The 22544-nt window shown below is 39.4% G+C and carries 39 protein-coding genes; 37 read left to right on the top strand and 2 right to left on the bottom strand.

Annotated features, from left to right (window positions below; translation table 11 throughout):
- Nucleotides 1-101 precede the first annotated feature (101 nt).
- The 31 genes from ASE01S_RS11720 to rplQ all read left to right on the top strand — a co-directional run bounded on the left by ASE01S_RS11720 (nt 102) and on the right by rplQ (nt 15659).
- Nucleotides 102-539 carry an FtsX-like permease family protein gene (locus ASE01S_RS11720; protein WP_067842484.1) on the top strand — a complete coding sequence of 146 codons (438 nt, stop codon included), beginning with the start codon at nt 102-104 and terminating at the stop codon, nt 537-539.
- Nucleotides 540-984: 445 nt separating this feature from the next.
- Entirely contained in the window at nt 985-1293 is a 309-nt protein-coding gene (gene rpsJ / locus ASE01S_RS11715; RefSeq protein WP_067842482.1) for a 30S ribosomal protein S10, read from the top strand.
- A 26-nt stretch (nt 1294-1319) separates the two neighbouring features.
- A complete protein-coding gene (gene rplC / locus ASE01S_RS11710; RefSeq protein ID WP_067842479.1) occupies nt 1320-1949 on the top strand; it encodes a 50S ribosomal protein L3 in 630 nt (209 codons plus the stop codon).
- 26 nt (nt 1950-1975) lie between these two features.
- On the top strand, nt 1976-2599 hold the full coding sequence (gene rplD, locus ASE01S_RS11705) for a 50S ribosomal protein L4 (protein WP_067842475.1): 624 nt from the start codon (nt 1976-1978) through the stop codon (nt 2597-2599).
- Nucleotides 2599-2892, top strand: coding sequence for a 50S ribosomal protein L23 (rplW, locus tag ASE01S_RS11700; RefSeq protein WP_067842472.1), 294 nt, complete (start codon nt 2599-2601; stop codon nt 2890-2892). Before rplD ends, rplW begins: the two co-directional genes overlap by 1 nt.
- 30 nt (nt 2893-2922) lie before the next feature.
- A complete protein-coding gene (rplB, locus tag ASE01S_RS11695; protein ID WP_067842469.1) occupies nt 2923-3753 on the top strand; it encodes a 50S ribosomal protein L2 in 831 nt (276 codons plus the stop codon).
- 57 nt (nt 3754-3810) lie between these two features.
- The gene (gene rpsS, locus ASE01S_RS11690; RefSeq protein ID WP_067842467.1) at nt 3811-4089 is read left to right on the top strand and encodes a 30S ribosomal protein S19; all 279 of its coding nucleotides are present in this window, start codon (nt 3811-3813) and stop codon (nt 4087-4089) included.
- 20 nt (nt 4090-4109) lie between these two features.
- Nucleotides 4110-4451, top strand: a complete 342-nt coding sequence (gene rplV / locus ASE01S_RS11685; protein ID WP_067842464.1) for a 50S ribosomal protein L22 — start codon at nt 4110-4112, stop codon at nt 4449-4451.
- A gap of 3 nt (nt 4452-4454) precedes the next feature.
- Nucleotides 4455-5096, top strand: coding sequence for a 30S ribosomal protein S3 (gene rpsC / locus ASE01S_RS11680; RefSeq protein WP_067842461.1), 642 nt, complete (start codon nt 4455-4457; stop codon nt 5094-5096).
- Nucleotides 5097-5113: 17 nt separating this feature from the next.
- A complete protein-coding gene (gene rplP / locus ASE01S_RS11675; protein WP_067842458.1) occupies nt 5114-5548 on the top strand; it encodes a 50S ribosomal protein L16 in 435 nt (144 codons plus the stop codon).
- Nucleotides 5538-5738: a 50S ribosomal protein L29 gene (gene rpmC / locus ASE01S_RS11670; RefSeq protein WP_018934219.1), complete on the top strand. Its 201-nt coding sequence runs from the start codon at nt 5538-5540 to the stop codon at nt 5736-5738. Before rplP ends, rpmC begins: the two co-directional genes overlap by 11 nt.
- 26 nt (nt 5739-5764) lie before the next feature.
- On the top strand, nt 5765-6028 hold the full coding sequence (rpsQ, locus tag ASE01S_RS11665; protein WP_067842455.1) for a 30S ribosomal protein S17: 264 nt from the start codon (nt 5765-5767) through the stop codon (nt 6026-6028).
- Between the two features lie 50 nt (nt 6029-6078).
- Nucleotides 6079-6447, top strand: a complete 369-nt coding sequence (gene rplN, locus ASE01S_RS11660) for a 50S ribosomal protein L14 (RefSeq protein ID WP_067842452.1) — start codon at nt 6079-6081, stop codon at nt 6445-6447.
- Nucleotides 6448-6515: 68 nt separating this feature from the next.
- The gene (gene rplX / locus ASE01S_RS11655) at nt 6516-6827 is read left to right on the top strand and encodes a 50S ribosomal protein L24 (RefSeq protein WP_067842449.1); all 312 of its coding nucleotides are present in this window, start codon (nt 6516-6518) and stop codon (nt 6825-6827) included.
- Between the two features lie 26 nt (nt 6828-6853).
- Entirely contained in the window at nt 6854-7393 is a 540-nt protein-coding gene (gene rplE, locus ASE01S_RS11650; RefSeq protein ID WP_067842446.1) for a 50S ribosomal protein L5, read from the top strand.
- 30 nt (nt 7394-7423) lie between these two features.
- Entirely contained in the window at nt 7424-7609 is a 186-nt protein-coding gene (locus ASE01S_RS11645; RefSeq protein WP_067842443.1) for a type Z 30S ribosomal protein S14, read from the top strand.
- A gap of 29 nt (nt 7610-7638) precedes the next feature.
- Nucleotides 7639-8037 (top strand): 30S ribosomal protein S8, encoded by a 399-nt coding sequence (gene rpsH, locus ASE01S_RS11640; protein WP_067842440.1) that lies wholly within the window; start codon nt 7639-7641, stop codon nt 8035-8037.
- A gap of 34 nt (nt 8038-8071) precedes the next feature.
- A complete protein-coding gene (gene rplF, locus ASE01S_RS11635; protein ID WP_067842437.1) occupies nt 8072-8608 on the top strand; it encodes a 50S ribosomal protein L6 in 537 nt (178 codons plus the stop codon).
- A 61-nt stretch (nt 8609-8669) separates the two neighbouring features.
- Nucleotides 8670-9032 carry a 50S ribosomal protein L18 gene (gene rplR / locus ASE01S_RS11630; protein ID WP_067842434.1) on the top strand — a complete coding sequence of 121 codons (363 nt, stop codon included), beginning with the start codon at nt 8670-8672 and terminating at the stop codon, nt 9030-9032.
- A 21-nt stretch (nt 9033-9053) separates the two neighbouring features.
- On the top strand, nt 9054-9557 hold the full coding sequence (gene rpsE, locus ASE01S_RS11625; RefSeq protein WP_067842431.1) for a 30S ribosomal protein S5: 504 nt from the start codon (nt 9054-9056) through the stop codon (nt 9555-9557).
- Between the two features lie 13 nt (nt 9558-9570).
- Nucleotides 9571-9753, top strand: a complete 183-nt coding sequence (rpmD, locus tag ASE01S_RS11620; protein ID WP_067842428.1) for a 50S ribosomal protein L30 — start codon at nt 9571-9573, stop codon at nt 9751-9753.
- 30 nt (nt 9754-9783) lie between these two features.
- Nucleotides 9784-10221, top strand: a complete 438-nt coding sequence (gene rplO, locus ASE01S_RS11615) for a 50S ribosomal protein L15 (RefSeq protein ID WP_067842424.1) — start codon at nt 9784-9786, stop codon at nt 10219-10221.
- Nucleotides 10221-11516 (top strand): preprotein translocase subunit SecY, encoded by a 1296-nt coding sequence (gene secY, locus ASE01S_RS11610; protein WP_067842421.1) that lies wholly within the window; start codon nt 10221-10223, stop codon nt 11514-11516. The genes rplO and secY overlap by 1 nt, the downstream gene beginning before the upstream one ends.
- A gap of 51 nt (nt 11517-11567) precedes the next feature.
- Entirely contained in the window at nt 11568-12218 is a 651-nt protein-coding gene (locus tag ASE01S_RS11605) for an adenylate kinase (RefSeq protein WP_067842419.1), read from the top strand.
- Nucleotides 12219-12604: 386 nt separating this feature from the next.
- Nucleotides 12605-12940 (top strand): KOW domain-containing RNA-binding protein, encoded by a 336-nt coding sequence (locus tag ASE01S_RS11600; protein ID WP_067842416.1) that lies wholly within the window; start codon nt 12605-12607, stop codon nt 12938-12940.
- Nucleotides 12918-13136 carry a translation initiation factor IF-1 gene (gene infA, locus ASE01S_RS11595; protein ID WP_003464670.1) on the top strand — a complete coding sequence of 73 codons (219 nt, stop codon included), beginning with the start codon at nt 12918-12920 and terminating at the stop codon, nt 13134-13136. The genes ASE01S_RS11600 and infA overlap by 23 nt, the downstream gene beginning before the upstream one ends.
- 33 nt (nt 13137-13169) lie before the next feature.
- Nucleotides 13170-13283 carry a 50S ribosomal protein L36 gene (gene rpmJ, locus ASE01S_RS11590; protein ID WP_017473641.1) on the top strand — a complete coding sequence of 38 codons (114 nt, stop codon included), beginning with the start codon at nt 13170-13172 and terminating at the stop codon, nt 13281-13283.
- A 23-nt stretch (nt 13284-13306) separates the two neighbouring features.
- Nucleotides 13307-13672, top strand: a complete 366-nt coding sequence (gene rpsM / locus ASE01S_RS11585; protein ID WP_067842413.1) for a 30S ribosomal protein S13 — start codon at nt 13307-13309, stop codon at nt 13670-13672.
- A 25-nt stretch (nt 13673-13697) separates the two neighbouring features.
- A complete protein-coding gene (gene rpsK, locus ASE01S_RS11580) occupies nt 13698-14087 on the top strand; it encodes a 30S ribosomal protein S11 (RefSeq protein ID WP_067842410.1) in 390 nt (129 codons plus the stop codon).
- A gap of 230 nt (nt 14088-14317) precedes the next feature.
- On the top strand, nt 14318-15262 hold the full coding sequence (locus ASE01S_RS11575) for a DNA-directed RNA polymerase subunit alpha (protein WP_067842407.1): 945 nt from the start codon (nt 14318-14320) through the stop codon (nt 15260-15262).
- A gap of 43 nt (nt 15263-15305) precedes the next feature.
- Entirely contained in the window at nt 15306-15659 is a 354-nt protein-coding gene (gene rplQ, locus ASE01S_RS11570; protein ID WP_067842404.1) for a 50S ribosomal protein L17, read from the top strand.
- Nucleotides 15660-15838: 179 nt separating this feature from the next.
- Here rplQ and ASE01S_RS11565 read toward each other — a convergent pair whose 3' ends face one another.
- Complete coding sequence (locus ASE01S_RS11565) at nt 15839-16360, bottom strand: spore coat protein (protein ID WP_067842401.1); 522 nt, start codon at nt 16358-16360, stop codon at nt 15839-15841.
- Between the two features lie 409 nt (nt 16361-16769).
- Between ASE01S_RS11565 and ASE01S_RS11560 the strand changes: the two genes are divergently transcribed.
- From ASE01S_RS11560 to rpsI, 6 genes are all read left to right on the top strand, one after another.
- Nucleotides 16770-17609: an energy-coupling factor ABC transporter ATP-binding protein gene (locus ASE01S_RS11560; protein WP_067842398.1), complete on the top strand. Its 840-nt coding sequence runs from the start codon at nt 16770-16772 to the stop codon at nt 17607-17609.
- Nucleotides 17585-18457 carry an energy-coupling factor ABC transporter ATP-binding protein gene (locus tag ASE01S_RS11555; protein WP_067842395.1) on the top strand — a complete coding sequence of 291 codons (873 nt, stop codon included), beginning with the start codon at nt 17585-17587 and terminating at the stop codon, nt 18455-18457. Before ASE01S_RS11560 ends, ASE01S_RS11555 begins: the two co-directional genes overlap by 25 nt.
- Nucleotides 18450-19247 (top strand): energy-coupling factor transporter transmembrane component T family protein, encoded by a 798-nt coding sequence (locus tag ASE01S_RS11550; RefSeq protein WP_067842392.1) that lies wholly within the window; start codon nt 18450-18452, stop codon nt 19245-19247. The genes ASE01S_RS11555 and ASE01S_RS11550 overlap by 8 nt, the downstream gene beginning before the upstream one ends.
- 12 nt (nt 19248-19259) lie before the next feature.
- The gene (gene truA / locus ASE01S_RS11545; RefSeq protein WP_067842389.1) at nt 19260-20027 is read left to right on the top strand and encodes a tRNA pseudouridine(38-40) synthase TruA; all 768 of its coding nucleotides are present in this window, start codon (nt 19260-19262) and stop codon (nt 20025-20027) included.
- A gap of 601 nt (nt 20028-20628) precedes the next feature.
- Nucleotides 20629-21066 carry a 50S ribosomal protein L13 gene (gene rplM / locus ASE01S_RS11540; RefSeq protein WP_067842386.1) on the top strand — a complete coding sequence of 146 codons (438 nt, stop codon included), beginning with the start codon at nt 20629-20631 and terminating at the stop codon, nt 21064-21066.
- 20 nt (nt 21067-21086) lie between these two features.
- A complete protein-coding gene (gene rpsI / locus ASE01S_RS11535; RefSeq protein ID WP_067842383.1) occupies nt 21087-21479 on the top strand; it encodes a 30S ribosomal protein S9 in 393 nt (130 codons plus the stop codon).
- A 68-nt stretch (nt 21480-21547) separates the two neighbouring features.
- Here the strand turns inward: rpsI and ASE01S_RS11530 are convergent.
- Nucleotides 21548-22544 (bottom strand): tyrosine-type recombinase/integrase (locus ASE01S_RS11530; protein ID WP_067842380.1); only part of this gene is annotated, 997 nt, incomplete at its 5' end.

Raw genomic sequence — 22544 nt, 5'->3', positions numbered from 1 at the left:
GAATTTGCAAAAAATAAAAGCTTGTTTTTTCTGATAAACCTTGCATTCAGCACTTGTTTTCTATACAATATGAACCTTTTCCGTCAGGAACTCGATATTTGATGTCTATATTTGTAGTCGCTGTTATTTGGCGCACTTATCAGCAGAGTAGTATCACAAAGTTAGGTGAGCTCATTAATGACAATTTACTTATCTTATTGTTAGTCCTATTACTTATTAGCTTCGGCTTAATGTTATTAACAATAACAGAGACGATCACAAACTTTATATCTGTAAGGCGTTATGAGCTTGAAACGTTAATAGCGATAGGCTGGAACCGCCGAGAGATTTGGCTGTTAAATGCTAAGGAAATTTTAATCTGGAGTATCCCTGCAATGTTTATTGGTCTTGTAGTGGGTACAGTTATAGCGCTCTTCTATTTCTCTTTTTCATGGCGGCTATTATGGTTAGGAGTTGGCACGTTTACTATCTTTGTCTTCATTACAATCTTATATACGGCTTGGATGATATCTCAAGAATTAAAACGATTATATAAGTAGAAAAAATATAACTGTGATTATTTAATATAAGTGGGCTATCCTTAGAATAACTATTATATAGGAAGCTCTTTTTTTATAACTTTAAAAGAATATAATATTTCAACAAAAAAAGAAGAAGCCTTTCCTTAGTATAATGAAAGTAAGTAGACAGTGAGATGGTTTCGGTAAAAACAAGTAAACGCTAGATTTATCAAGGTTTTGGCCGATAGGATAGTCTATAACTAGCATAAGTATCAAAAGAATTGATTTTAAGCAAAAAAATCCTAACTTTTTCTTGATAAACCTTGCATTGGGTAGCTGTTTTATATATAATAAGAAATGTTGGTCATTAAAGGCGATGATGCGGAAGGTTGTTGGCACACCCGGCCCCTTTGCCATGGGTGGGGTGCTAAGGAATTTTCGCGGAGAATGTCTATTATAAAATGGGCGAGAAGGAGGGAAAATAATGGCAAAAGAAAAAATCAGAATTCGTTTAAAAGCTTATGATCACCGTATTTTAGATCAATCAGCTGATAAAATCGTGAGCACTGCAAAGCGCTCAGGAGCAGGGGTATCGGGCCCAATTCCGTTACCAACTGAAAAGTCTGTTTACACAATATTACGTGCTGTGCACAAATACAAAGACTCTCGTGAGCAATTTGAGATGCGCACACATAAGCGTCTTATTGATATTGTTAGTCCTACACCACAAACAGTTGATGCATTAATGCGTTTAGACTTACCATCTGGTGTAGATATTGAAATTAAATTATAATTGAATTTTTTTAGGAGGTGTAACGGATGACGAAAGGAATCTTAGGTCGCAAAGTCGGCATGACTCAGATTTTTACTGAAGAAGGCGAATTGTTGCCAGTAACAGTAGTTCAAGCTGAACCAAATGTTGTGTTACAAAAAAGAACATTAGAAAATGACGGCTATGAAGCGATTCAAGTAGGTTTTGCTGATCAAAAAGAAGCAAATGCTAACAAGCCAGCTAAAGGACATGCTGCAAAGGCGAGCACTAACCCTAAGCGCTTCATTCGTGAATTCCGTAACGTAAATCTTGATGAATATGAAGTTGGTCAAGAATTAAGCGTAGAGGTATTCCAAGCTGGAGATATTGTTGATGTAACAGGAACATCTAAGGGTAAAGGATTTCAAGGTGCGATCAAACGTCATAATCAAGCACGTGGGCCAATGAGCCACGGGTCACACTACCATAGAGGACCAGGTTCATTAGGGGCTATCGAGCCTATGCGTGTTATGAAAGGGCAAAAATTACCTGGGCATATGGGTAGCGTTACAAAGACTATTCAAAACCTTGAAATTGTAAAGGTTGATCCAGAGCGTAACTTACTTTTAATTAAAGGTAACGTACCAGGCGCTAAAAAATCATTCGTAAAAATCACGGGTGCAATAAAGGCTAACTAATTTATAAGTTGAAGGGAGGATATGTCATGCCTAAAGTAGCACTATATAACCAAAGCGGTTCGCAAGTAGGGGATGTAGAATTAAACGATGCGGTGTTTGGGATTGAACCAAACGAGCATGTGTTACATGATGCGGTCGTTATGCAACAAGCATCACGTCGTCAGGGTACGCATGCTGTGAAAAATCGCTCAGCAGTTCGCGGTGGAGGCCGTAAGCCATGGCGCCAAAAAGGAACTGGACGCGCACGTCAAGGTTCTATCCGCTCACCACAGTGGGTTGGTGGTGGTGTTGTATTTGGACCAACTCCACGTAGCTATAGCTATAAATTACCGAAAAAAGTTCGTCGCTTAGCGCTTCTATCAGCACTTTCTTCTAAAGTGAAAGAAGATAGTTTAGTTGTATTAGAAGGTTTAGCGTTTGACAAACCAAAAACAAAAGAGGTTGTTAAACTTCTAGCTGCATTAAACGTAAATGACAAAGCATTGATCGTTACAGCTGAAAAAGACGAAGTTGTAACTAAAAGTGCGAATAATTTACCTAACGCTAAAGTATTACCAGTAAGTCAGATCAATGTATTAGATTTGCTTACACATGACAAGCTGATCTTAACAAAAGATGCAGCGGATAAAGCAGGGGAGGTGCTTGCATAATGAAAGATCCACGTGATATTATTAAGCGCCCGATTATAACGGAACACTCTGCCGACCAAATGGTTGATAAGAAATACACTTTTGAAGTAAGTACAAAAGCAAATAAAACTGAGATCAAAGCAGCGATTGAAGAAATCTTTGATGTAAAAGTGGTTAAAGTGAACACAGCAAATATCAAAGGTAAATTCAAGCGTATGGGTCGCCATGGTGGTTACCGTCCAAATCGTAAAAAAGCTATTGTTCAGCTTTCTGAGGATAGTAAAGAGTTAGATTTTTTTGAAGCCGTAGAATAAATTTGTATATAAGTAAAGGAGGGAAACAAGATGGCGATTAAGAAGTATAAACCGACTTCTAATGGTAGACGTAATATGTCAGGTTCTGATTTCTCTGAGATTACAACAAGCAAACCTGAAAAGTCACTTCTACAGCCACTAACAAAACGTGGTGGTCGTAATAACCAAGGTAAATTAACGGTTCGTCATCAAGGTGGTGGTCACAAGCGCCAATACCGTGTGATTGATTTTAAACGCAACAAAGATGGTATACCAGGTCGCGTTGCTACAATAGAGTATGATCCTAACCGTACAGCTAATATCGCATTGATTAACTATGCTGATGGAGAAAAACGCTACATTTTAGCACCTAAGGGAATTCAAGTAGGCCAAGAAATCTTCTCTGGAGAGGATGCCGATATTAAAGTAGGTAATGCTTTACCACTTATGAATATCCCAGTAGGTACAACTATTCACAATATTGAATTAAAGCCGGGTCGTGGTGGACAGCTTGCTCGATCTGCAGGATCTCAAGCACAAATTCTTGGTCGTGAAGAAAAGTATGTATTAGTACGTCTTGCATCAGGAGAAGTGCGTTTGATTCTAGGGACTTGCCGTGCAACAATCGGTCAAGTAGGTAACCTAGAGAATGAATTAATTCGTATCGGTAAAGCAGGTCGTTCACGCTGGAAAGGTATCCGCCCTACAGTACGTGGATCTGTTATGAACCCGAACGATCACCCACACGGTGGTGGTGAAGGCCGTGCACCAATCGGACGTAAATCACCAATGTCACCTTGGGGTAAACCAACGCTTGGTAAGAAAACACGTAAACGCAACAAACCAAGTGATAAATTTATTGTACGTAAGCGCAAAAAATAACGGGGTTGAACGGCGGGGACATAAACCCGTCTGCCAATCACGAAGGGAGGTTTATGTATGGGTCGTAGCTTAAAAAAGGGACCTTTCGTAGATGACCATTTAATGAAAAAAATTGAGAAATTGAACGAAGATGATAAAAAACAAGTTGTGAAATCTTGGTCACGTCGTTCTACTATTTTCCCTAACTTTGTGGGACACACAATTGCTGTATATGACGGACGTAAACACGTACCGGTTTATGTTACAGAAGATATGGTTGGACATAAATTAGGTGAATTTGCACCGACACGCACGTTCAAAGGACATGCGGGCGATGATAAGAAAACAAAACGTTAAGATGAGAGGAGGCGCTCTTAATGCAAGCTAAAGCTGTTGCAAAAACTGTTCGAATTGCTCCTCGTAAAGTTCGTTTGGTCATTGATTTGATTCGAGGCAAAGATGTTGGAGAAGCAATCGCAATTTTAAAAAACACACAACGCGGAGCTAGTCCAGTTGTTGAAAAAGTACTCAATTCTGCGATCGCAAATGCAGAGCATAATTATGAAATGGACGTAGACAACCTTTATGTATCAGAAGCATACGTAAACGAAGGGGTAACACTTAAACGGTTCCGCCCTCGTGCACAAGGTCGTGCTAGCCAAATTAACAAAAGAACAAGCCACATTACCGTGGTTGTATCAGAAAAGAAGGAGGGATAATCTGTGGGTCAAAAAGTTAATCCGGTAGGACTTCGTGTTGGCGTTATCCGTGACTGGGATTCTAAATGGTACGCTGGCAAAGATTATGCAGACTTATTACATGAAGACATTAAAATTCGTGATTACATCGAAAAACGCTTGAAAGATGCTGCTGTTTCTAAAGTTGAAATTGAGCGTGCCGCTAATCGCGTTAATATTTCAATTTCAACTGCTAAGCCTGGTATGGTCATTGGTAAAGGTGGTTCAGAGGTTGAAGCACTACGTAAGTCATTAAATGATTTAACAGGTAAAAAAGTACACATTAACATCGTTGAAATTAAAAAGCCTGATATTGATGCTAAATTAGTAGCAGAAAATATTGCACGTCAATTAGAAAGTCGTATTTCATTCCGTCGTGCGCAAAAGCAAGTGATTCAACGTGCTATGCGTGCAGGAGCAAAAGGTATTCGTACACAAGTGTCTGGCCGTCTAGGTGGCGCTGATATGGCACGTGCGGAAAGTTATAGTGAAGGAACTGTACCACTCCATACACTTCGCGCTGATATCGATTATAGTACTGCTGAAGCAGATACTACTTACGGTAAACTTGGCGTTAAAGTATGGATCTACCGTGGAGAAGTCCTTCCAACGAAAAATAAAAAGTAAGGAAGGGGGCACGTATTATGTTAATGCCTAAACGTGTAAAACATCGTAAACAACACCGTGGTAATATGAGAGGTAAAGCAAAAGGTGGAACTGAAGTTACTTTCGGTGAATTCGGTTTGCAAGCCACTGAAGCTTCTTGGATAACAAACCGTCAAATCGAGTCTGCTCGTATTGCAATGACTCGTTACATGAAACGTGGTGGGAAGGTTTGGATTAAGATCTTTCCAGACAAACCATATACAAAGAAACCTTTAGAAGTTCGTATGGGTTCTGGTAAAGGTGCTCCTGAAGGTTGGGTAGCCGTTGTAAAACCAGGCAAAGTAATGTTTGAAATCGCTGGAGTTTCTGAAGAAGTGGCAAGAGAGGCCCTTCGTCTTGCATCACACAAGCTTCCAGTGAAAACAAAGTTTGTAAAACGTGAAGAAATTGGTGGTGAAATCAATGAAGGCTAATGAGATCAGAGAACTAACCACTGCCGAAATTGAACAAAAAATAAAGTCATTAAAAGAAGAGCTCTTCAACCTACGCTTTCAGTTAGCAACAGGTCAATTGGAAAACACTGCACGTCTACGTGAAGTGCGTAAATCTATTGCTAGAATGAAAACGGTCGTTCGTGAAAGAGAGCTTAGCGTTAATAACTAGTAAACTCGAGAGGAGGTTAGCCTCAAATGACAGAGCGTAATAATCGTAAACTTTACACTGGTCGTGTTGTATCTGACAAAATGGACAAAACGATTACAGTATTAGTCGAAACTTATAAATTCCACCCACTTTATGGTAAGCGTGTTAAATATTCCAAGAAATTTAAAGCGCATGATGAAAACAACCAAGCCAAAACGGGTGATATCGTATCTATTATGGAGACTCGTCCATTATCAGCAACAAAGCGTTTCCGCCTTGTTGAAGTAGTGGAAGAAGCAGTAATTATTTAACTCAAATTGTAAAGTTCGCTCGGATTGATTCCGAAGGGAGGTAACAAAGTATGATTCAGCAAGAGAGTCGTTTGAAAGTAGCAGATAATTCAGGTGCACGTGAAGTCTTAACGATTAAAGTTTTAGGCGGAAGTGGACGTAAAACTGCTAATATCGGTGATGTCATTGTATGTACGGTGAAACAAGCAACACCTGGAGGCGTTGTCAAAAAAGGTGAGGTTGTAAAAGCTGTTATCGTACGTACTAAAACGGGTGTTCGCCGCAAAGATGGTTCATATATTCGCTTTGATGAAAATGCAGCCGTTATTATCCGTGATGATAAAAGCCCAAGAGGAACACGTATCTTTGGTCCAGTAGCACGTGAATTACGTGATGCTAAGTTTATGAAAATTGTTTCATTAGCACCAGAGGTGTTATAAGAGCTGAAAGCTATCGTTTTAGTAAAATAAAGTATCAATGAAAAGCCTTGTAAGGAGGTGCGTCTGGCATGCATGTAAAAAAAGGTGATAAAGTACAGGTTTTATCTGGAAAGGATAAAGGTAAACAAGGTGTGATCCTTGCTGCTTATCCTAAAAAAGAACGTGTACTCGTTGAAGGTGTGAATATGGTTAAGAAACACCAAAAACCTTCACAAGATAACCCAAATGGCGGTATTCTTAATCAAGAAGCACCGATCCATGTTTCAAATGTATTACCAATTGATCCGAAAACCGGTGAGCCAACTCGAGTAGGATATGAAGAACGTGATGGAAAGAAAGTTCGTATCGCTAAAAAATCCGGTGAGGCGTTAGATAAATAATTAGCGATGAAAGGAGGGCTACTCAGATGAACGAACTAAAGAAAAAGTATACAAATGAAGTTGTGTCATCATTAGTAGAAAAATTCAATTATGATTCAGTAATGCAAGTACCTAAAGTAGAAAAAATCGTAATTAATATGGGTGTTGGCGATGCTGTGCAAAACTCAAAAGCACTAGATAGTGCGGTAGAGGAATTAGCACTTATCTCTGGACAACAGCCGATGGTAACAAAAGCAAAGAAATCAATTGCAGGCTTCCGTTTACGTGAGGGTATGCCAATTGGGGCAAAAGTAACCCTTCGTGGTGAGCGTATGTATGAATTTCTTCAAAAACTCATTGATGTTTCTCTTCCACGTGTGCGTGACTTCCGTGGTATCTCAAACAAAGCATTTGATGGTCGAGGAAACTATACATTAGGTGTTAAAGAACAATTGATTTTCCCAGAAGTAGATTACGATAAAGTAAGTAAAGTGCGCGGAATGGATATTGTCATTGTTACAACAGCTAACACTGATGAGGAAGCACGTGAATTACTCACTCAGCTTGGCATGCCTTTCCAAAAATAAGCGTGATTGCTAATACAAGGAGGGAAAATAGTGGCTAAAAAATCAATGGTCGTAAAACAAAAACGGACGCCAAAATATAAAGTACAAGAATATACACGCTGTGAGCGTTGTGGTCGTCCGCATTCTGTAATGCGTAAATTTAAACTTTGCCGTATTTGTTTCCGTGAACTTGCCTACAAAGGTCAAATTCCTGGTGTCAAAAAAGCAAGCTGGTAAACCCCGATATAGGGAAGGAGGTAATTTGAATGGTCATGACAGATCCAATTGCAGATATGTTAACACGTATTCGTAACGCTAACATGGTTCGCCATGAGAAGTTAGAGCTTCCTGCATCAACTTTGAAAAAGCAGATTGCAGATATTTTAAAACGTGAGGGCTTTGTTCGCGATTATGAATATATTGAAGATAATAAACAAGGTGTACTACGTATTTTCTTGAAATACGGTGCAAATGATGAGCGTGTTATTACAGGATTGAAGCGTATCAGTAAACCTGGCTTGCGTGTTTACGCAAAAGCTGATGAGCTACCACGTGTACTTAACGGTTTAGGTATCGCGATCGTTTCAACATCAAAAGGTGTTTTATCGGATAAAGAAGCCCGTGAACAAGCTATTGGTGGCGAGATTCTCGCTTACGTTTGGTAATGAGTTTTAATTAAGATAGGAGGTGCCATATTAGATGTCACGTATAGGTCTGAAGGTAATTGAAATTCCTCAAGGCGTAGAGGTTAAGAACGAAAATAATCGAGTGACGGTTAAAGGTCCAAAAGGTGAATTAACACGTCAATTACATGAGGATATGACCATTAACATTGATGGTAATGAATTAACGGTTGTTAGACCGTCTGATAATAAAATGCATAAGGCTTTACACGGTACGACACGTAGCTTAATCGCTAATATGATTGAGGGTGTGCATCAAGGCTTCCAAAAAGCTTTGGAAATTCAAGGTGTTGGTTACCGTGCACAAAAACAAGGTAAAAAGCTTGTAGTCAATGCAGGTTACTCACACCCAGTAGAGATTGAAGAACCTGCTGGCATTGAAATCGAAGTGCCTGCTAACACAAAAGTAGTTGTAAAAGGTATCGATAAAGAATTAGTAGGTGCTGTTGCAGCTAACATTCGTGCGATCCGTAAACCAGAGCCTTACAAAGGTAAAGGTATTCGTTATGAAGGCGAATATGTTCGTCGTAAAGAAGGTAAAACAGCTAAGTAAAGTCGGCTGACCTTCTAACTTTTAAACAAGGTTAGTGAGGAACGGAAAGGAGTGACCCTAGATGATCACAAAGCCAGATAAAAATGTGGTGCGTAAAAAAAGACACCTACGTGTACGTAAGAACCTTTTCGGTACTGCTGAGCGTCCGCGTCTCAACGTATACCGTTCAAATAAACACATTTATGCTCAACTGATTGATGACGTAAATGCTGTAACTTTAGCTAGCGCCTCTACTGTTGATAAAGAATTCAATAATGAGAGTACAGGTAATGCTGAAGCAGCTAAAGCTGTCGGAGAATTAATTGCAAAACGTGCATTAGATAAAGGCCACAAAAATGTGGTATTTGACCGTGGAGGCTATCTTTACCACGGACGTATAAAAGCTTTAGCAGATGCTGCCCGTGAGGCAGGTCTTGAATTTTAATTGTAAAAGGAGGGACATAGATTGCGTAATCATATCGACCCGAATAAATTAGACTTAGAAGAACGCGTAGTTACAATTAATCGTGTAGCTAAAGTAGTAAAAGGTGGACGTCGCTTCCGCTTTGCTGCCTTAGTTGTAGTAGGAGATAAGAACGGTCACGTTGGTTTTGGTACTGGAAAAGCTCAAGAAGTACCAGATGCTATAAAAAAAGCGATCGATGATGCTAAGAAGAACTTAATCGAGGTACCGCTTGTAGGAACAACGATTCCTCACGAGGTAACTGGCCGCTTTGGTGCTGGTAGTATTTTAATTAAACCTGCTGTTGAAGGTACTGGGGTTATCGCTGGTGGTCCAGTTCGTGCCGTACTTGAGCTTGCAGGAATTGGTGATATTTTATCTAAGTCTTTAGGATCAAATACGCCAATTAACATGGTTCGTGCAACAATTAGTGGACTTAAAGAATTAAAGCCTGCTGAAGAAGTAGCGAAATTACGTGGTAAATCTGTAGAAGAACTGTTAGGATAAGGAGGGAAATCAAATGGCTAATCAGTTAGAAATTACCCTCACGCGCAGTGTTATTGGCAGAAGTGAAACACAAAAGAAAACTGTCGAAGCATTAGGCTTAAACAAAGTAAATCAATCCGTTGTTCGTGAAGATACACCTGCGGTTAGAGGTATTATCAACAAAGTATCACACTTAGTAACGGTTAAAGAATTATAATTACATTAGCGCAAAAGAGGAGGTGCTCGCATGAAACTTCATGAATTGAAGCCATCACAAGCTCGTAAAAAGCGGAATCGTGTCGGACGTGGAATGTCCTCTGGAAATGGAAAAACTTCTGGCCGAGGTCATAAAGGGCAGAACGCACGTTCAGGCGGAGGCGTACGTCCAGGATTTGAAGGTGGACAAATGCCTTTATTCCAACGCTTACCAAAACGCGGTTTCACAAACATTAATCGCAAAGAGTATGCTGTCATCAACTTATCAGCATTAAACAAATTTGAAGAAGGTACAGAAGTAACACCTGAGCTTTTACTTGAAACAGGTCTTGTAAGCAAGTTAAAAGCTGGCATTAAAGTTCTTGGCAATGGTACGATTGAAAAGAAACTTACTGTAAAAGCTCACAAGTTCTCTGCTTCAGCTAAAGAAGCAATTGAGACGGCGGGCGGTAAAACTGAGGTGATCTAATGTTCCAGACAATCGCCAATTTTTTTCGTGTCAAAGATATACGAAACAAAATTGTCTTTACATTACTCATGTTAATTGTCTTTCGATTAGGTACATTTATTCCAGTTCCGTTTACGAATCGAGATGCAATTAGCTTTATGAACGATCAGCAAAATGTATTTGGCTTTCTAAATACGTTTGGAGGCGGGGCATTACAAAATTTCTCCATTCTTGCAATGGGGATCATGCCCTACATTACTGCCTCAATCATCATGCAACTCTTGCAAATGGATATTGTTCCGAAATTTTCTGAGTGGAAGAAGCAAGGTGAAGTTGGGCGACGTAAAAGCGCACAAGTCACACGATATGCCACGATTGTTTTAGCTTTTCTTCAGGCGAATATGATGGCCATTGGTTTTAATGCTATGACAGGTGGCGGGTTAATCATGAACCCGAGCATTGGTAAGTTCTTAGTTATTGCTATCGTTTTAACGGCTGGAACAGTTTTTTTAATGTGGCTAGGTGAGCAGATTACAGCTCATGGTGTTGGTAATGGTATTTCAATTATTATCTTTGCTGGTATTGTTGCAGCCATCCCTAATACGATTAACCAAGTATATGAGCAATATTTTGGTGGTAATGTTGGAGATGAATTGTTTATTAACGTAGTCATCGTAGCATTAATTGGGCTGGTTGTACTAGGGGTTACAGTTGGTGTTATCTTCATCCAACAAGCGACACGAAAAATTCCCATTCAATATGCAAAACGTCTAGTCAATCGTTCTACAGTTGGTGGACAATCGACGCACTTACCGCTAAAGGTGAACACAGCAGGTGTTATTCCTGTTATCTTTTCGGTTGCCTTTATTGCGGCACCACGAACGCTTGCAGGGTTCTTTGATGGTCCATTCGCCCAAACGGTTGAGTCAATCTTTGATTCCACTCAACCTATTGGTATGGTGATTTATGTTGTTCTTATTATTGCTTTTTCATATTTCTATACATTTGTTCAATCAAATCCAGAGCAAATGGCTGAAAACTTAAAAAAGCAAGGGGGCTACATCCCAGGCATTCGACCAGGAAAGAAAACGGAAACGTATTTAACCCGTGTGTTGTACCGCTTAACCTTTGTAGGGGCGATTTTCTTAGCTGCCGTAGCTGTACTCCCTATTATTTTAGGAAGTATTGGTGACTTGCCGCAATCTGTGCAAATTGGCGGAACAAGTATTTTGATTGTTGTTGGGGTAGCCCTGCAAACAATGAAACAGCTTGAAAGTCAATTGGTTAAACGTCACTATAAAGGATTTATTAAGTAAGTCGGATAAGAGCGTAAGTTTGCAACTGAAATGAGAGCGAGGGGAATTGCAGTGAATTTGATTTTAATGGGACTTCCTGGAGCCGGAAAAGGTACACAGGCAGAAAAGATTGTAGAAAAATATCAGATCCCTCATATTTCAACTGGAGATATGTTCCGTTCAGCAATGAAGGAAGGAACAGACCTTGGTAAAAAAGCTCAGTCATTTATGGATCAAGGTGAGCTCGTACCTGATGAAGTTACGATAGGGATTGTAAGGGAACGATTAAGTAAACCAGATTGTCAAGCGGGCTTCCTACTCGACGGGTTCCCAAGAACAATTGCACAAGCAGAGGCTTTAGAGCAATTGCTTGCGGAATTAGCTACACCTTTACAATATGTGTTACACGTTGACGTACCTAAAGATAAGCTTATCGAACGTTTAACTGGTCGCCGAATCTGTCCAGAATGCGGAGCAACCTATCATGTTATCTTCAACCCACCAAAGGTTGAGGGTATCTGTGATCATGACGGTACAGCATTAATTCAACGTGATGATGATCGTCCGGAAACAGTCTCTAAACGTCTTGAAGTCAATGCTGAGCAAACTCAGCCATTACTTGATTTTTATCAGGATAAGGGCTATCTTGTAACGGTAGATGGTGATCAAGACATTAATGTTGTGTTTGAAGAAATTGATAAACAGCTTCAAACTTTAGTATAATATAATATCGTGCGAAGTTTGGCCACGAGAATGGCTAGTAGCATTTATTGGTATAATGTGAATGTGTCATGCTTTTCGTGGTAGCACTTGCACCGTGGATATTACAATTATCGTTTATGATTGTAATAGAAATTAGCTCAGGCTAATCTCAATTAAGCAACCTTTCCAAGATCGCATAGCTATATTCAGTTTTAATACTGAACGTATCAAGATCAACAGTGAGACTGACTTCATTTTGGCAATAAATCAGGTCATAACTTTTGTGCGGATGATTGGACGGTTGTCACTTAATATGGTAAAATATAAGCTTGTAAAAAAACATGTTTTACAATGAATAAGTGAGTTATGTATCTGTATAACAAAAACTTAAGTGAAGGTGATCATGTTTGAATGATACGGAGTCGCGTCCCGAATTAGGTCAAGTTGTTCAAATCTTGCAAGGACGAGAAGCAGGTCAATATGCCATTGTCATTAATATTATCGACGATCGTTTTGTTCTGCTTGCAGACGGAGAAAAGCGGAAGTATGATCGACCTAAGCGTAAAAACCTTAATCATATTATTCCGATGCGTTACATTTCTCCGGAAGTTCAAAATAGCCTTCTAGAAACAGGTCGCGTTACAAATGGTAAGCTGCGTTTTGCTATATCAAAATTTGTCAATGAAGTAGTGACTGATTTGAAGAAGGGAGATCAACTCGATGGCGAAAGACGATGCAATTGAAGTAGAAGGTACTGTGACTGACACGTTACCGAATGCAATGTTCAAAGTTGAATTAGAGAATGGTCATACTGTTTTAGCTCATGTTTCAGGTAAAATCCGTATGCACTTTATTCGGATTTTACCAGGAGATAAAGTAACAGTTGAACTTTCTCCTTATGATTTAACAAGAGGACGTATTACGTACCGTTATAAATAATGATAAGCTCCGATAATAGAGGAGGTATGGATGATGAAGGTAAGACCATCTGTAAAACCAATTTGCGAAAAATGTAAGGTTATTCGTCGCAACGGAAAAGTTATGGTAATTTGTGAAAATCCGAAGCATAAACAAAAACAAGGTTAACATTAAGGAGGTGCAACGCAAACATGGCACGTATTGCAGGTATTGATGTTCCACGCGAAAAGCGCGTAGTTATTTCATTAACATATATTTATGGTATTGGTAAACCAACTGCTCAAGAAATTCTTAAAGAAGCAGGTGTCTCTGAAGATACACGTGTTCGTGATTTAACTGAAGATGAATTATCACGCATTCGTACAGCAGTAGGACAATACACAATTGAAGGTGACCTTCGTCGTGAGGTTTCACTAAACATCAAGCGTCTGATTGAAATTGGTTCTTATCGTGGTATTCGTCACCGTCGTGGATTACCAGTTCGAGGTCAAAAGACAAAGAACAATGCACGTACACGTAAAGGCCCAAGTAGAACAATCGCAAACAAGAAGAAATAATCTTTAAAGGAGGTTAATGATTCGAATGGCTCGTAAAACGAATACACGTAAAAAACGTGTGAAAAAGAATATTGATACGGGTGTTGCACATATCCGTTCAACATTTAACAATACAATCGTTACAATCACTGATGTTCAAGGTAACGCAGTGAGCTGGAGCAGTGCTGGTGCACTTGGATTTAAAGGTTCAAAAAAATCCACACCATTTGCTGCACAAATGGCTGCAGAAGCAGCGGCTAAAGGCGCTCAGGAGCATGGTATGAAGACTTTGGAAGTAACTGTAAAAGGTCCGGGAGCTGGTCGTGAAGCTGCGATTCGTTCACTTCAAGCAGCCGGTTTAGAAGTTACTGCCATTGTTGACGTAACACCTGTTCCTCACAATGGTTGTCGCCCACCAAAACGTCGCCGTGTATAATTTTATCCGTATAGAATTTGTCAGCCTGTCTATAATGGATTATGATCGCTTAAAGTAGAACGTCTGAAATATAGCTTATGTTATGTTGACCCATTCTCAATCAGCATCGAATTTGACAGACAACATATATACGAATAAAGATAGTGCAGAAACGGGAACTGCCTACCTGAGGAATTTCGGTTAGACAACCGTCTAACCGGGGTTTCGACGTTCAAAGGAGGGTTTTATAAATGATCGAGATTGAAAAGCCAAAGATTGAAACTGTAGAAATCAGCGATGATGCCACTTTTGGAAAGTTCGTCGTAGAACCACTAGAACGTGGATATGGGACTACACTAGGAAACTCCTTACGTCGCATTCTATTATCCTCACTTCCTGGTGCTGCTGTAACATCTGTGCAAATTGACGGTGTCCTTCATGAGTTTTCAACAATTGAAGGTGTTGTCGAAGATGTAACCACTATAGTCCTTAACCTTAAGAAACTAGCGTTAAAGATATACTCAGATGAGGAGAAAACGCTAGAAATTGATGTGCAAGGAGAAGGTGTCGTTACGGCAGCAGATATTACTTATGACAGTGATGTGGAAATTCTTAATCCGGATCTTCATATCGCTACATTAGGAAGCAATGCAACACTACGTATGAAAATGACTGCCGAAAGAGGTCGTGGATACCGCCCGGCTGATGCTAATAATCATGATGAACAACCTATTGGTGTCATTCCGGTTGATTCGATCTTCACTCCAGTTTCACGTGCGACTTTCCAAGTGGAAAATACACGTGTTGGTCAGATTACGAATTTCGATAAACTTACATTAGATGTGTGGACAGATGGAAGTATTCGCCCTGAGGAAGCTGTTTCATTAGGTGCGAAGATTTTTACTGAACACTTAAATATTTTTGTAGGATTAACGGATGAAGCGCAAAATGCTGAAATCATGATCGAAAAAGAAGAAGACCAGAAAGAAAAAGTGTTAGAAATGACAATTGAAGAGCTTGATTTATCAGTCCGCTCTTACAATTGCTTGAAACGTGCGGGTATCAACACGGTTCAAGAATTAGCGAATAAATCCGAAGATGATATGATGAAAGTACGTAATTTAGGCCGAAAATCACTTGAAGAAGTTAAGCACAAGCTAGATGATCTAGGCTTAGGTTTGCGTAAAGAAGAATAGCCATATCAGCCTTGAGATATTTGTAAAAAAGGAGGGAACATCGATGGCTAGAAAACTAGGGAGAACAACTGATGCTCGTAATGCATTATTAAGAAATCTTGCAACTGACTTGATTATTCACGAGCGTATCGAGACAACTGAAGCAAAAGCTAAGGATTTACGCTCTGTGGTTGAAAAAATGATTACATTGGGTAAACGTGGTGACCTTCATGCTCGTCGCCAAGCAGCGGCATTCCTCTACAAGAAGGAAGCAAATGAAACAGAGGACGCTGTACAAAAGCTTTTTAATGATATTGCTTCACGCTATGAAGATCGCCAAGGTGGTTATACTCGTGTGTTAAAGCTTGGACCACGTCAAGGTGATGGCGCTAAGATGGCAATTATCGAGCTTGTCTAAATAAATAGCATTAAGGTAAGGGCAGGATCTCGTCTCATTTTTCAGACAATCCAAGCCCTTTTTTTGTAAAGTTTAAAATCACACAAGCTGTTTGAGAATTTGATAACGTCTACCCATATCATTTATTCTATCTTTTGCTGTAGTAGAAGGGGTATAAGGCCAAGCGTTTAATGAGACCATCAATAGCTTTGATCTAGTGCTCGATTAGCAAGTCGAACATCATTTTCTAGTATTTTTTCTAAATCGTACGAAGGATAATAGCTATTTTCATACATATAGTTAAAAATCTTTGCATGCATATCTATGGCACGATTTAATTGCTTCTTAAGCGTATCCCTTAAAGGTGCACTAGCTGTTTCAGTGATCGCAATCGCATAGTTACGAACCCCCGTTTTAAATAATGCTAGTAAGTCACCAGCGTAAAAAGGAAGCTGACTATCATGTTTATTTTGTACACCTTCAACATGCCGAGGAGCCATTGAATAAAAAGGTAATAACTCCTTGATGTTTTTACTTAACCCTAGTATTCCCTCTTTATATAACATTTTTAATTTGGGATCTGTAACCTTAGCATAAGCCTGTTTAATCTTCATAAGTCCAATAGCTTGAAAGGCAACGAGTTCATGCATTTCTAGTGTTTCATGCCAAGCTAAGTGATTAGGTTGTTGTTTAGACACATTATTTCCTCCTTCATCATTCATCCTTTCTGCATCATATTCAATGCAAAAAAATAGGTGTATGTACCATAATTTAATTATTATTCCGAAAGAACCATTCACTATGGAAATTTGTCTAACAAAGAATTGGTTAGCATATCCTATGCGTCGAAGCCCCGACTGAACGAAGTTTCACTTTATCATTATTCGAGTCTGCTAGAAACGAAATGGATGATTATGATGAATATACCTCTTAAAAGAGGGTAACGACTGAAATTATAGAACAGTGAAAAATGCTGTCTTACTTAGTTGCTGAGGTAGACATACATCGTTATTTTTCGCACGTTTATTATGGAAATATGATAAAATAATCACTTAGAGAATAGTTAATAATCGAGAGCCACACACAGATTATTTCCAGGGAAATAATCTGTCGGATTATGGGGGAATAAAAATGAGCACAAGCCAAATAGAATTTCACCGTGTTTCTTTTCGTTATAGCGATGATCAACCGTGGGTTCTAGACGATGTCAGCTTTACAATTAACAAAGACGAATGGGTAGCCATCATAGGACATAACGGTTCAGGTAAATCGACGATGGCTAAATTAATGAACGGACTACTAATGCCTGATAAGGGCGATATTATTGTTGATGGGATAAAAGTAACTCAGAAATCGATTTGGGAAGTTCGGCAAAAGGTAGGGATGGTTTTTCAAAATCCTGATAATCAATTTGTTGGGACGACAGTACGTGATGATGTTGCATTTGGCTTAGAAAATCGAGGCATTAAACGCGAACAAATGCTTAGGCGAATTGAAGAGAGCTTAAAAGCTGTAAGGATGTCAGACTATTTGCTTCATGAACCTCATCGGTTGTCTGGTGGACAAAAGCAACGTGTGGCCATTGCGGGAGTGCTTGCTATTGCTCCGGATGTGATGATCTTAGATGAAGCAACTTCGATGCTTGATCCTAAAGGGCGTAAGGAAATACTACATACCATTAATGAGGTCAAACAATTGAATAAGCTTAACCTTATTACCATTACCCATGATCTAAACGAAATTATTGCCACCGATCGCGTCATTGTTATGAATAGAGGGCAAGTATGGTTAGAAACAACACCTCGTGAGCTTTTTAGCGATGAACAAAAGTTGCTTGAAATTGGACTTGATGTTCCCTTCGTAGCTAAGTTAGCCAATCAATTAAAGGACCTGGCTATTGAAATAAAACCACAGCCACTAAATCAAAAGGAGCTACTTGATGCATTATGGACATTGTATTTCAACAAGTAAGTTATATTTATCAACCGAATAGCCCATTTGAACATCAAGCACTAAAAAATCTGTCCTTTTCGATCGCTAGTGGATCATTTGTTGCGATTGTAGGTCATACGGGTTCAGGTAAATCCACTTTAATCCAGCATTTAAATGGTCTATTAAGGCCGACTGTGGGCGAATTAAGAATTGGTGAGTATCAGTTAAAGGCAAATGAAAAGCTGGCTAATATAAAAGCATTACGTCGTCAGGTAGGTGTCGTTTTTCAATATCCAGAACATCAACTCTTTGAAGAAACCGTTGAAAAAGATATTGCCTTTGGTCCGAAAAATTTCGGAATTGCTTCAGCTGATATCGAGCGTCGTATTCCTCAGGTTATGAAGGCAGTCAATCTACCACTAGATTTGCTTAAGCGTTCGCCGTTTGAACTCAGTGGAGGTCAAATGAGACGGGTAGCCATTGCGGGAGTGTTAGCGCTGGAGCCTACGCTACTCGTGCTAGATGAGCCAACAGCTGGACTTGACCCTAAAGGGCAATTAGAGATAATGGACATGTTTGCTGCACTTCATAAACAAAAAGGATTAACGACTGTACTTGTTACCCACAACATGGAGGATGCCCTTAAATATGCTGATCATGTGATTATTCTAGAGAATGGAACAAAATATTTAGAGGGTAAACCAGAGGATATTTTTATAGAGAAAGAAAAACTAGAATCAGTCCAACTCGATCTACCCGAGGAAATTCAGTTTTTACAAACATTTCAACAGCGATTTGGTCTATCCATTCCTTATCGAGGGCAGTCGATCACAGAGCTGGCTCATGAGATTAAACAACGGCTTGAGGGGATGAATCAAAATGAGTAGTAAAATCATTATTGGGCAGTATGTTCCGAGCAATTCGGTTATTCATCGCCTTGATCCGAGAGTTAAGCTTGTTACCGTATTTTTGTTTGTTATTTTTGTTTTTTTCGCTAATAATACGTTAAGCTATGGATGGCTGAGTGTATTTGCGATCACAAGTGCGTTACTAACAAAAATTAATTTAAAATATATCATAAGAGGTCTTACACCAATTTGGTTCTTAGTCATTTTTACCTTCCTCTTGCACCTGTTTGTGACACATGAAGGGCAAATATTATTTCAGATCTTTGGCTTGCCAATCTATTCTGGCGCACTCATTCAAGGGGGAGCGATATCACTTCGGTTTTTTTTATTAATTCTAATGACATCATTAATGACACTAACAACGACACCAATTGAGATTACTGATGCGATTGAGCTTTTACTCCATCCGTTAAAAAAGATCAAGTTTCCGGTTCATGAACTTGCCCTGATGATGTCAATCTCCCTACGCTTTATCCCGACACTTATGCAGGAAACAGAGAAGATTTCAAAAGCCCAAGCATCAAGAGGAGTAGATTTTAAAACAGGGCCATTAAAGGAACGGATTCAAGCTGTTGTCCCGTTACTTATCCCCTTGTTTGTAGGAGCATTCAAACGAGCAGAGGAGCTTGCGATGGCGATGGAAGCAAGAGGGTATCAAGGTGGAGAGGGGCGTACTAAGCTAAGGGAGCTAAGCATTCGACGCTTGGATTGGTCGGCGATGCTGGTATTTTTAGTTGTCATTATTGGTTTGTTTTTATTTAGACAATAGAGGAGACGGCATATGCGATTATTAGCGACAGTAAGTTACGATGGTACGAGGTATGCAGGCTATCAGGTTCAGCCTGAGCAAATGACCATTCAGTCTACAATTGAAAAAGCGTTGGCGCAAATACATAAGGGTGATGTGATTAAGATTGTAGCTTCTGGTCGGACAGATGCAGGAGTACATGCTATCGGACAAACCTTTCACTTTGACTCTAACTTAACGATTCCTATCCCAAAATGGAAGGCAGCACTTAACGCCTTACTACCGAATGATATATTGATCAAAGATGTTGTTCAGGTTGCTGATGATTTTCACGCTCGATATGATGTTAATCAGAAGCGCTATCGTTATAAGATATGGAACGATCAGGACGCTAATCCGTTTCAACGCTACTATTGTCATCATGTTGATCAACCCTTGGATTTAGAGGCGATTAACCGTGCTTGTCAATTTGTAAAAGGAGAACATGACTTTACTTCCTTTTGTGCAGCTAATAGTAATACTAAGGGAAGCAAGGTACGTAAGGTATTTGATGCAGCCTGCGAGAGGGATGGACATTACGTTATTTTCACCTTTACTGGTAATGGATTTTTATATAATATGGTACGGATACTCGTCGGTACCTTGATAGAGGTTGGTTTAGGTCAAATGCCTCCAGAACAGCTCAAGCGCATATTAGCAAGTCATGATCGGACTAAAGCAGGCAAAACAGCCCCAGCACAAGGACTTTATCTTGATAAGGTGATTTATCGCAGTGTAACTGGCAGTAAGACTCCCACTTGAAGAAATAAGTGAACACGTTATGTCAAAGTGGGAGATCCAACAGCCAGTAACGGCCCGATTGGTTCACAAACGTTCAGTTGGGGAGAGAGGAAGCTGACTAAGTTCACTACGCCGTGTTGCAATATATCTGCAGGGGCACATCCTATGCGTCGCCCCCACTGAACGAAGTTTCACTTTATCGCAGTGTAACTGGCAGTAAGACTCCCACTTGAAGAAATAAGTGAACACGTTATGTCAAAGTGGGAGATCCAACAGCCAGTAACGGCCCGATTGGTTCAACTAACGTTCAGTTGGGGAGAGAGGAAGCTGACCAAGTTCACGACGCCGTGTCGCAACGTCTGCACGATCACATTCTATGCGCCTACCACCCACTGAACGAAGTTTCACTTTCGAATAGTTAACTTTTTTACAAAAAACAACGCAACCAGGTGAACAGCTGTTGACATGAGGCATTATTTGTTATATGATGGTCTATGGCATTTTATTTCTATACCACGATTAGCCCCGGAAAGTTAATTGTGTAGAATATAAGATCTAACCAAAAGTTTAAAAATTTTGAATGAACTAACCTAGCATATATCGATATAGGAGGGTAAACATTATGCGCACAACTTTTATGGCAAACAATACGAATGTTGAACGTAAATGGCTTGTTGTTGATGCTGAAGGTCAAACGCTTGGACGCCTAGCAAGTGAAGTTGCAGCTTTACTGCGTGGTAAGCATAAACCAACTTTTACACCGCATGTAGATACTGGTGACTATGTGATCATCATCAATGCTGATAAAATTGAACTAACAGGTAACAAATTAAATGACAAAATGTACTATCGTCACTCTCAACACCCAGGTGGACTAAAAGGTCGTACCGCTGGTGAAATGCGTCAAAACTTCCCAGAAAGAATGTTGGAATTAACGATTAAAGGTATGCTTCCAAAGGGTAGCCTTGGTCGTAAAATGGCTAAAAAATTACACGTATATCGTGGTTCAGAACACAATCATCAAGCACAAAAACCAGAAGTTTACGAACTTCGCGGTTAATCTAAAAGGAGGTAACGAATATGGCACAAGTACAATACTACGGAACCGGACGCCGTAAAAGTTCAACAGCTCGTGTACGTTTAGTACCTGGAACTGGACGTATTACTGTAAATAAACGTGATGCGGAAGATTACTTCCCATATGAGACTTTACGTACAATCATTAAACAACCTTTAGTAGCAACTGAGACAGAAGGTAGCTATGATGTATTGGTTAACGTTCATGGCGGTGGCTTTACTGGCCAAGCTGGTGCAGTTCGTCATGGTGTAGCACGTGCATTATTAGAAGCAGATCCAGAATACCGCGCAACATTAAAGCGTGCTGGCTTCTTAACTCGTGACGCTCGTATGAAAGAACGTAAGAAATACGGTCTTAAAGGCGCTCGTAGAGCTCCACAATTCTCAAAACGTTAAACGAAACATTGTTATATCAACGTTTACAAGCGTTTTTTGGTTCAAGTTGGTTCAAATCAGCTTGAGATTTATAAAGAACTTAACAGATTTAAGGCATCAGCATCTTGCTGGTGCTTTTTTTCTGGCATTAATTCTAAGTAGTAATTTTGGGTTGTTTGGATGTTGATGTGCCCTAATCGTTTAGATACATAAACTAGGTCAATCTCTTTAGCAAACAAAAAAGATGCATGTGTGTCACGTAAGCCATGAAAAGTGGTTTTAGGAATGTTTAGTTTTTCCAAAAGAACTTGTAACTGCTCAGACTGTTTAAATCCATTCCAATCGAAAACATATCCATTTTCTTTGACAGGAATTTTTTTAATTAGGTCATAAACTTCTTTGTTGATGGTTACATCACGTTTTGCATTCTCTGTTTTTAAAGATGTATCATCGGAAGTGGGACTAATTGATTCCCTAACCTTAATACCATACTCATAACCATCCTCCGTTTCTTTTTTGTAAATATATTCTGGTCTTATACCTAACAATTCACCTCTTCTCATTCCTGTTTCTAGTGCAAGTAATACTAATAAATGAAACTCATCTTCTGGATTATTGATTAAATACTTTCGTAACTTCCTAAATTCGGTAATCGATAAAGCTCTATTTCTTTTGGGTAAGGTTTTTCCACGTGTTTTTACTAAATTGGTAAAGTCATTTGCGATATAGCCCCTTGCATAGGCATCACGTAAAGCTGCTTTAATTTTCAATAATACTTCATGAACGGTTTTTCTTGAACGTGTTTCTGCATATTCATCAATTTTCTTTTGTACAACAATGTCATTAAGATCTTTCAATTGAATATCTTTAAATAAGTCTTTAACAACTGCTGAAGTGCGAACATAGTTTTGAAAAGTAGTTTCTCTGACATCATTCTTTTTTACAAGATATATCCAGTTCTCGAAGAATTCTGCAAAAGTAGTTGTCCTATAAGCTAGTTCTTTCCCTTGCCCTTTTAATAGCTCCATTTCTAACGCCCAAAGCTCAGCTTTTCTTTTTGTAGGAAATGTTTTTGTAAGCTTTTGT

Origin of the sequence: Amphibacillus sediminis NBRC 103570, from assembly GCF_001552275.1 — a bacterium.
GTDB classification, from domain to species: Bacteria; Bacillota; Bacilli; order Bacillales; family Amphibacillaceae; genus Amphibacillus_B; species Amphibacillus_B sediminis.
This window is presented reverse-complemented; position numbering and strand designations above follow the sequence as displayed.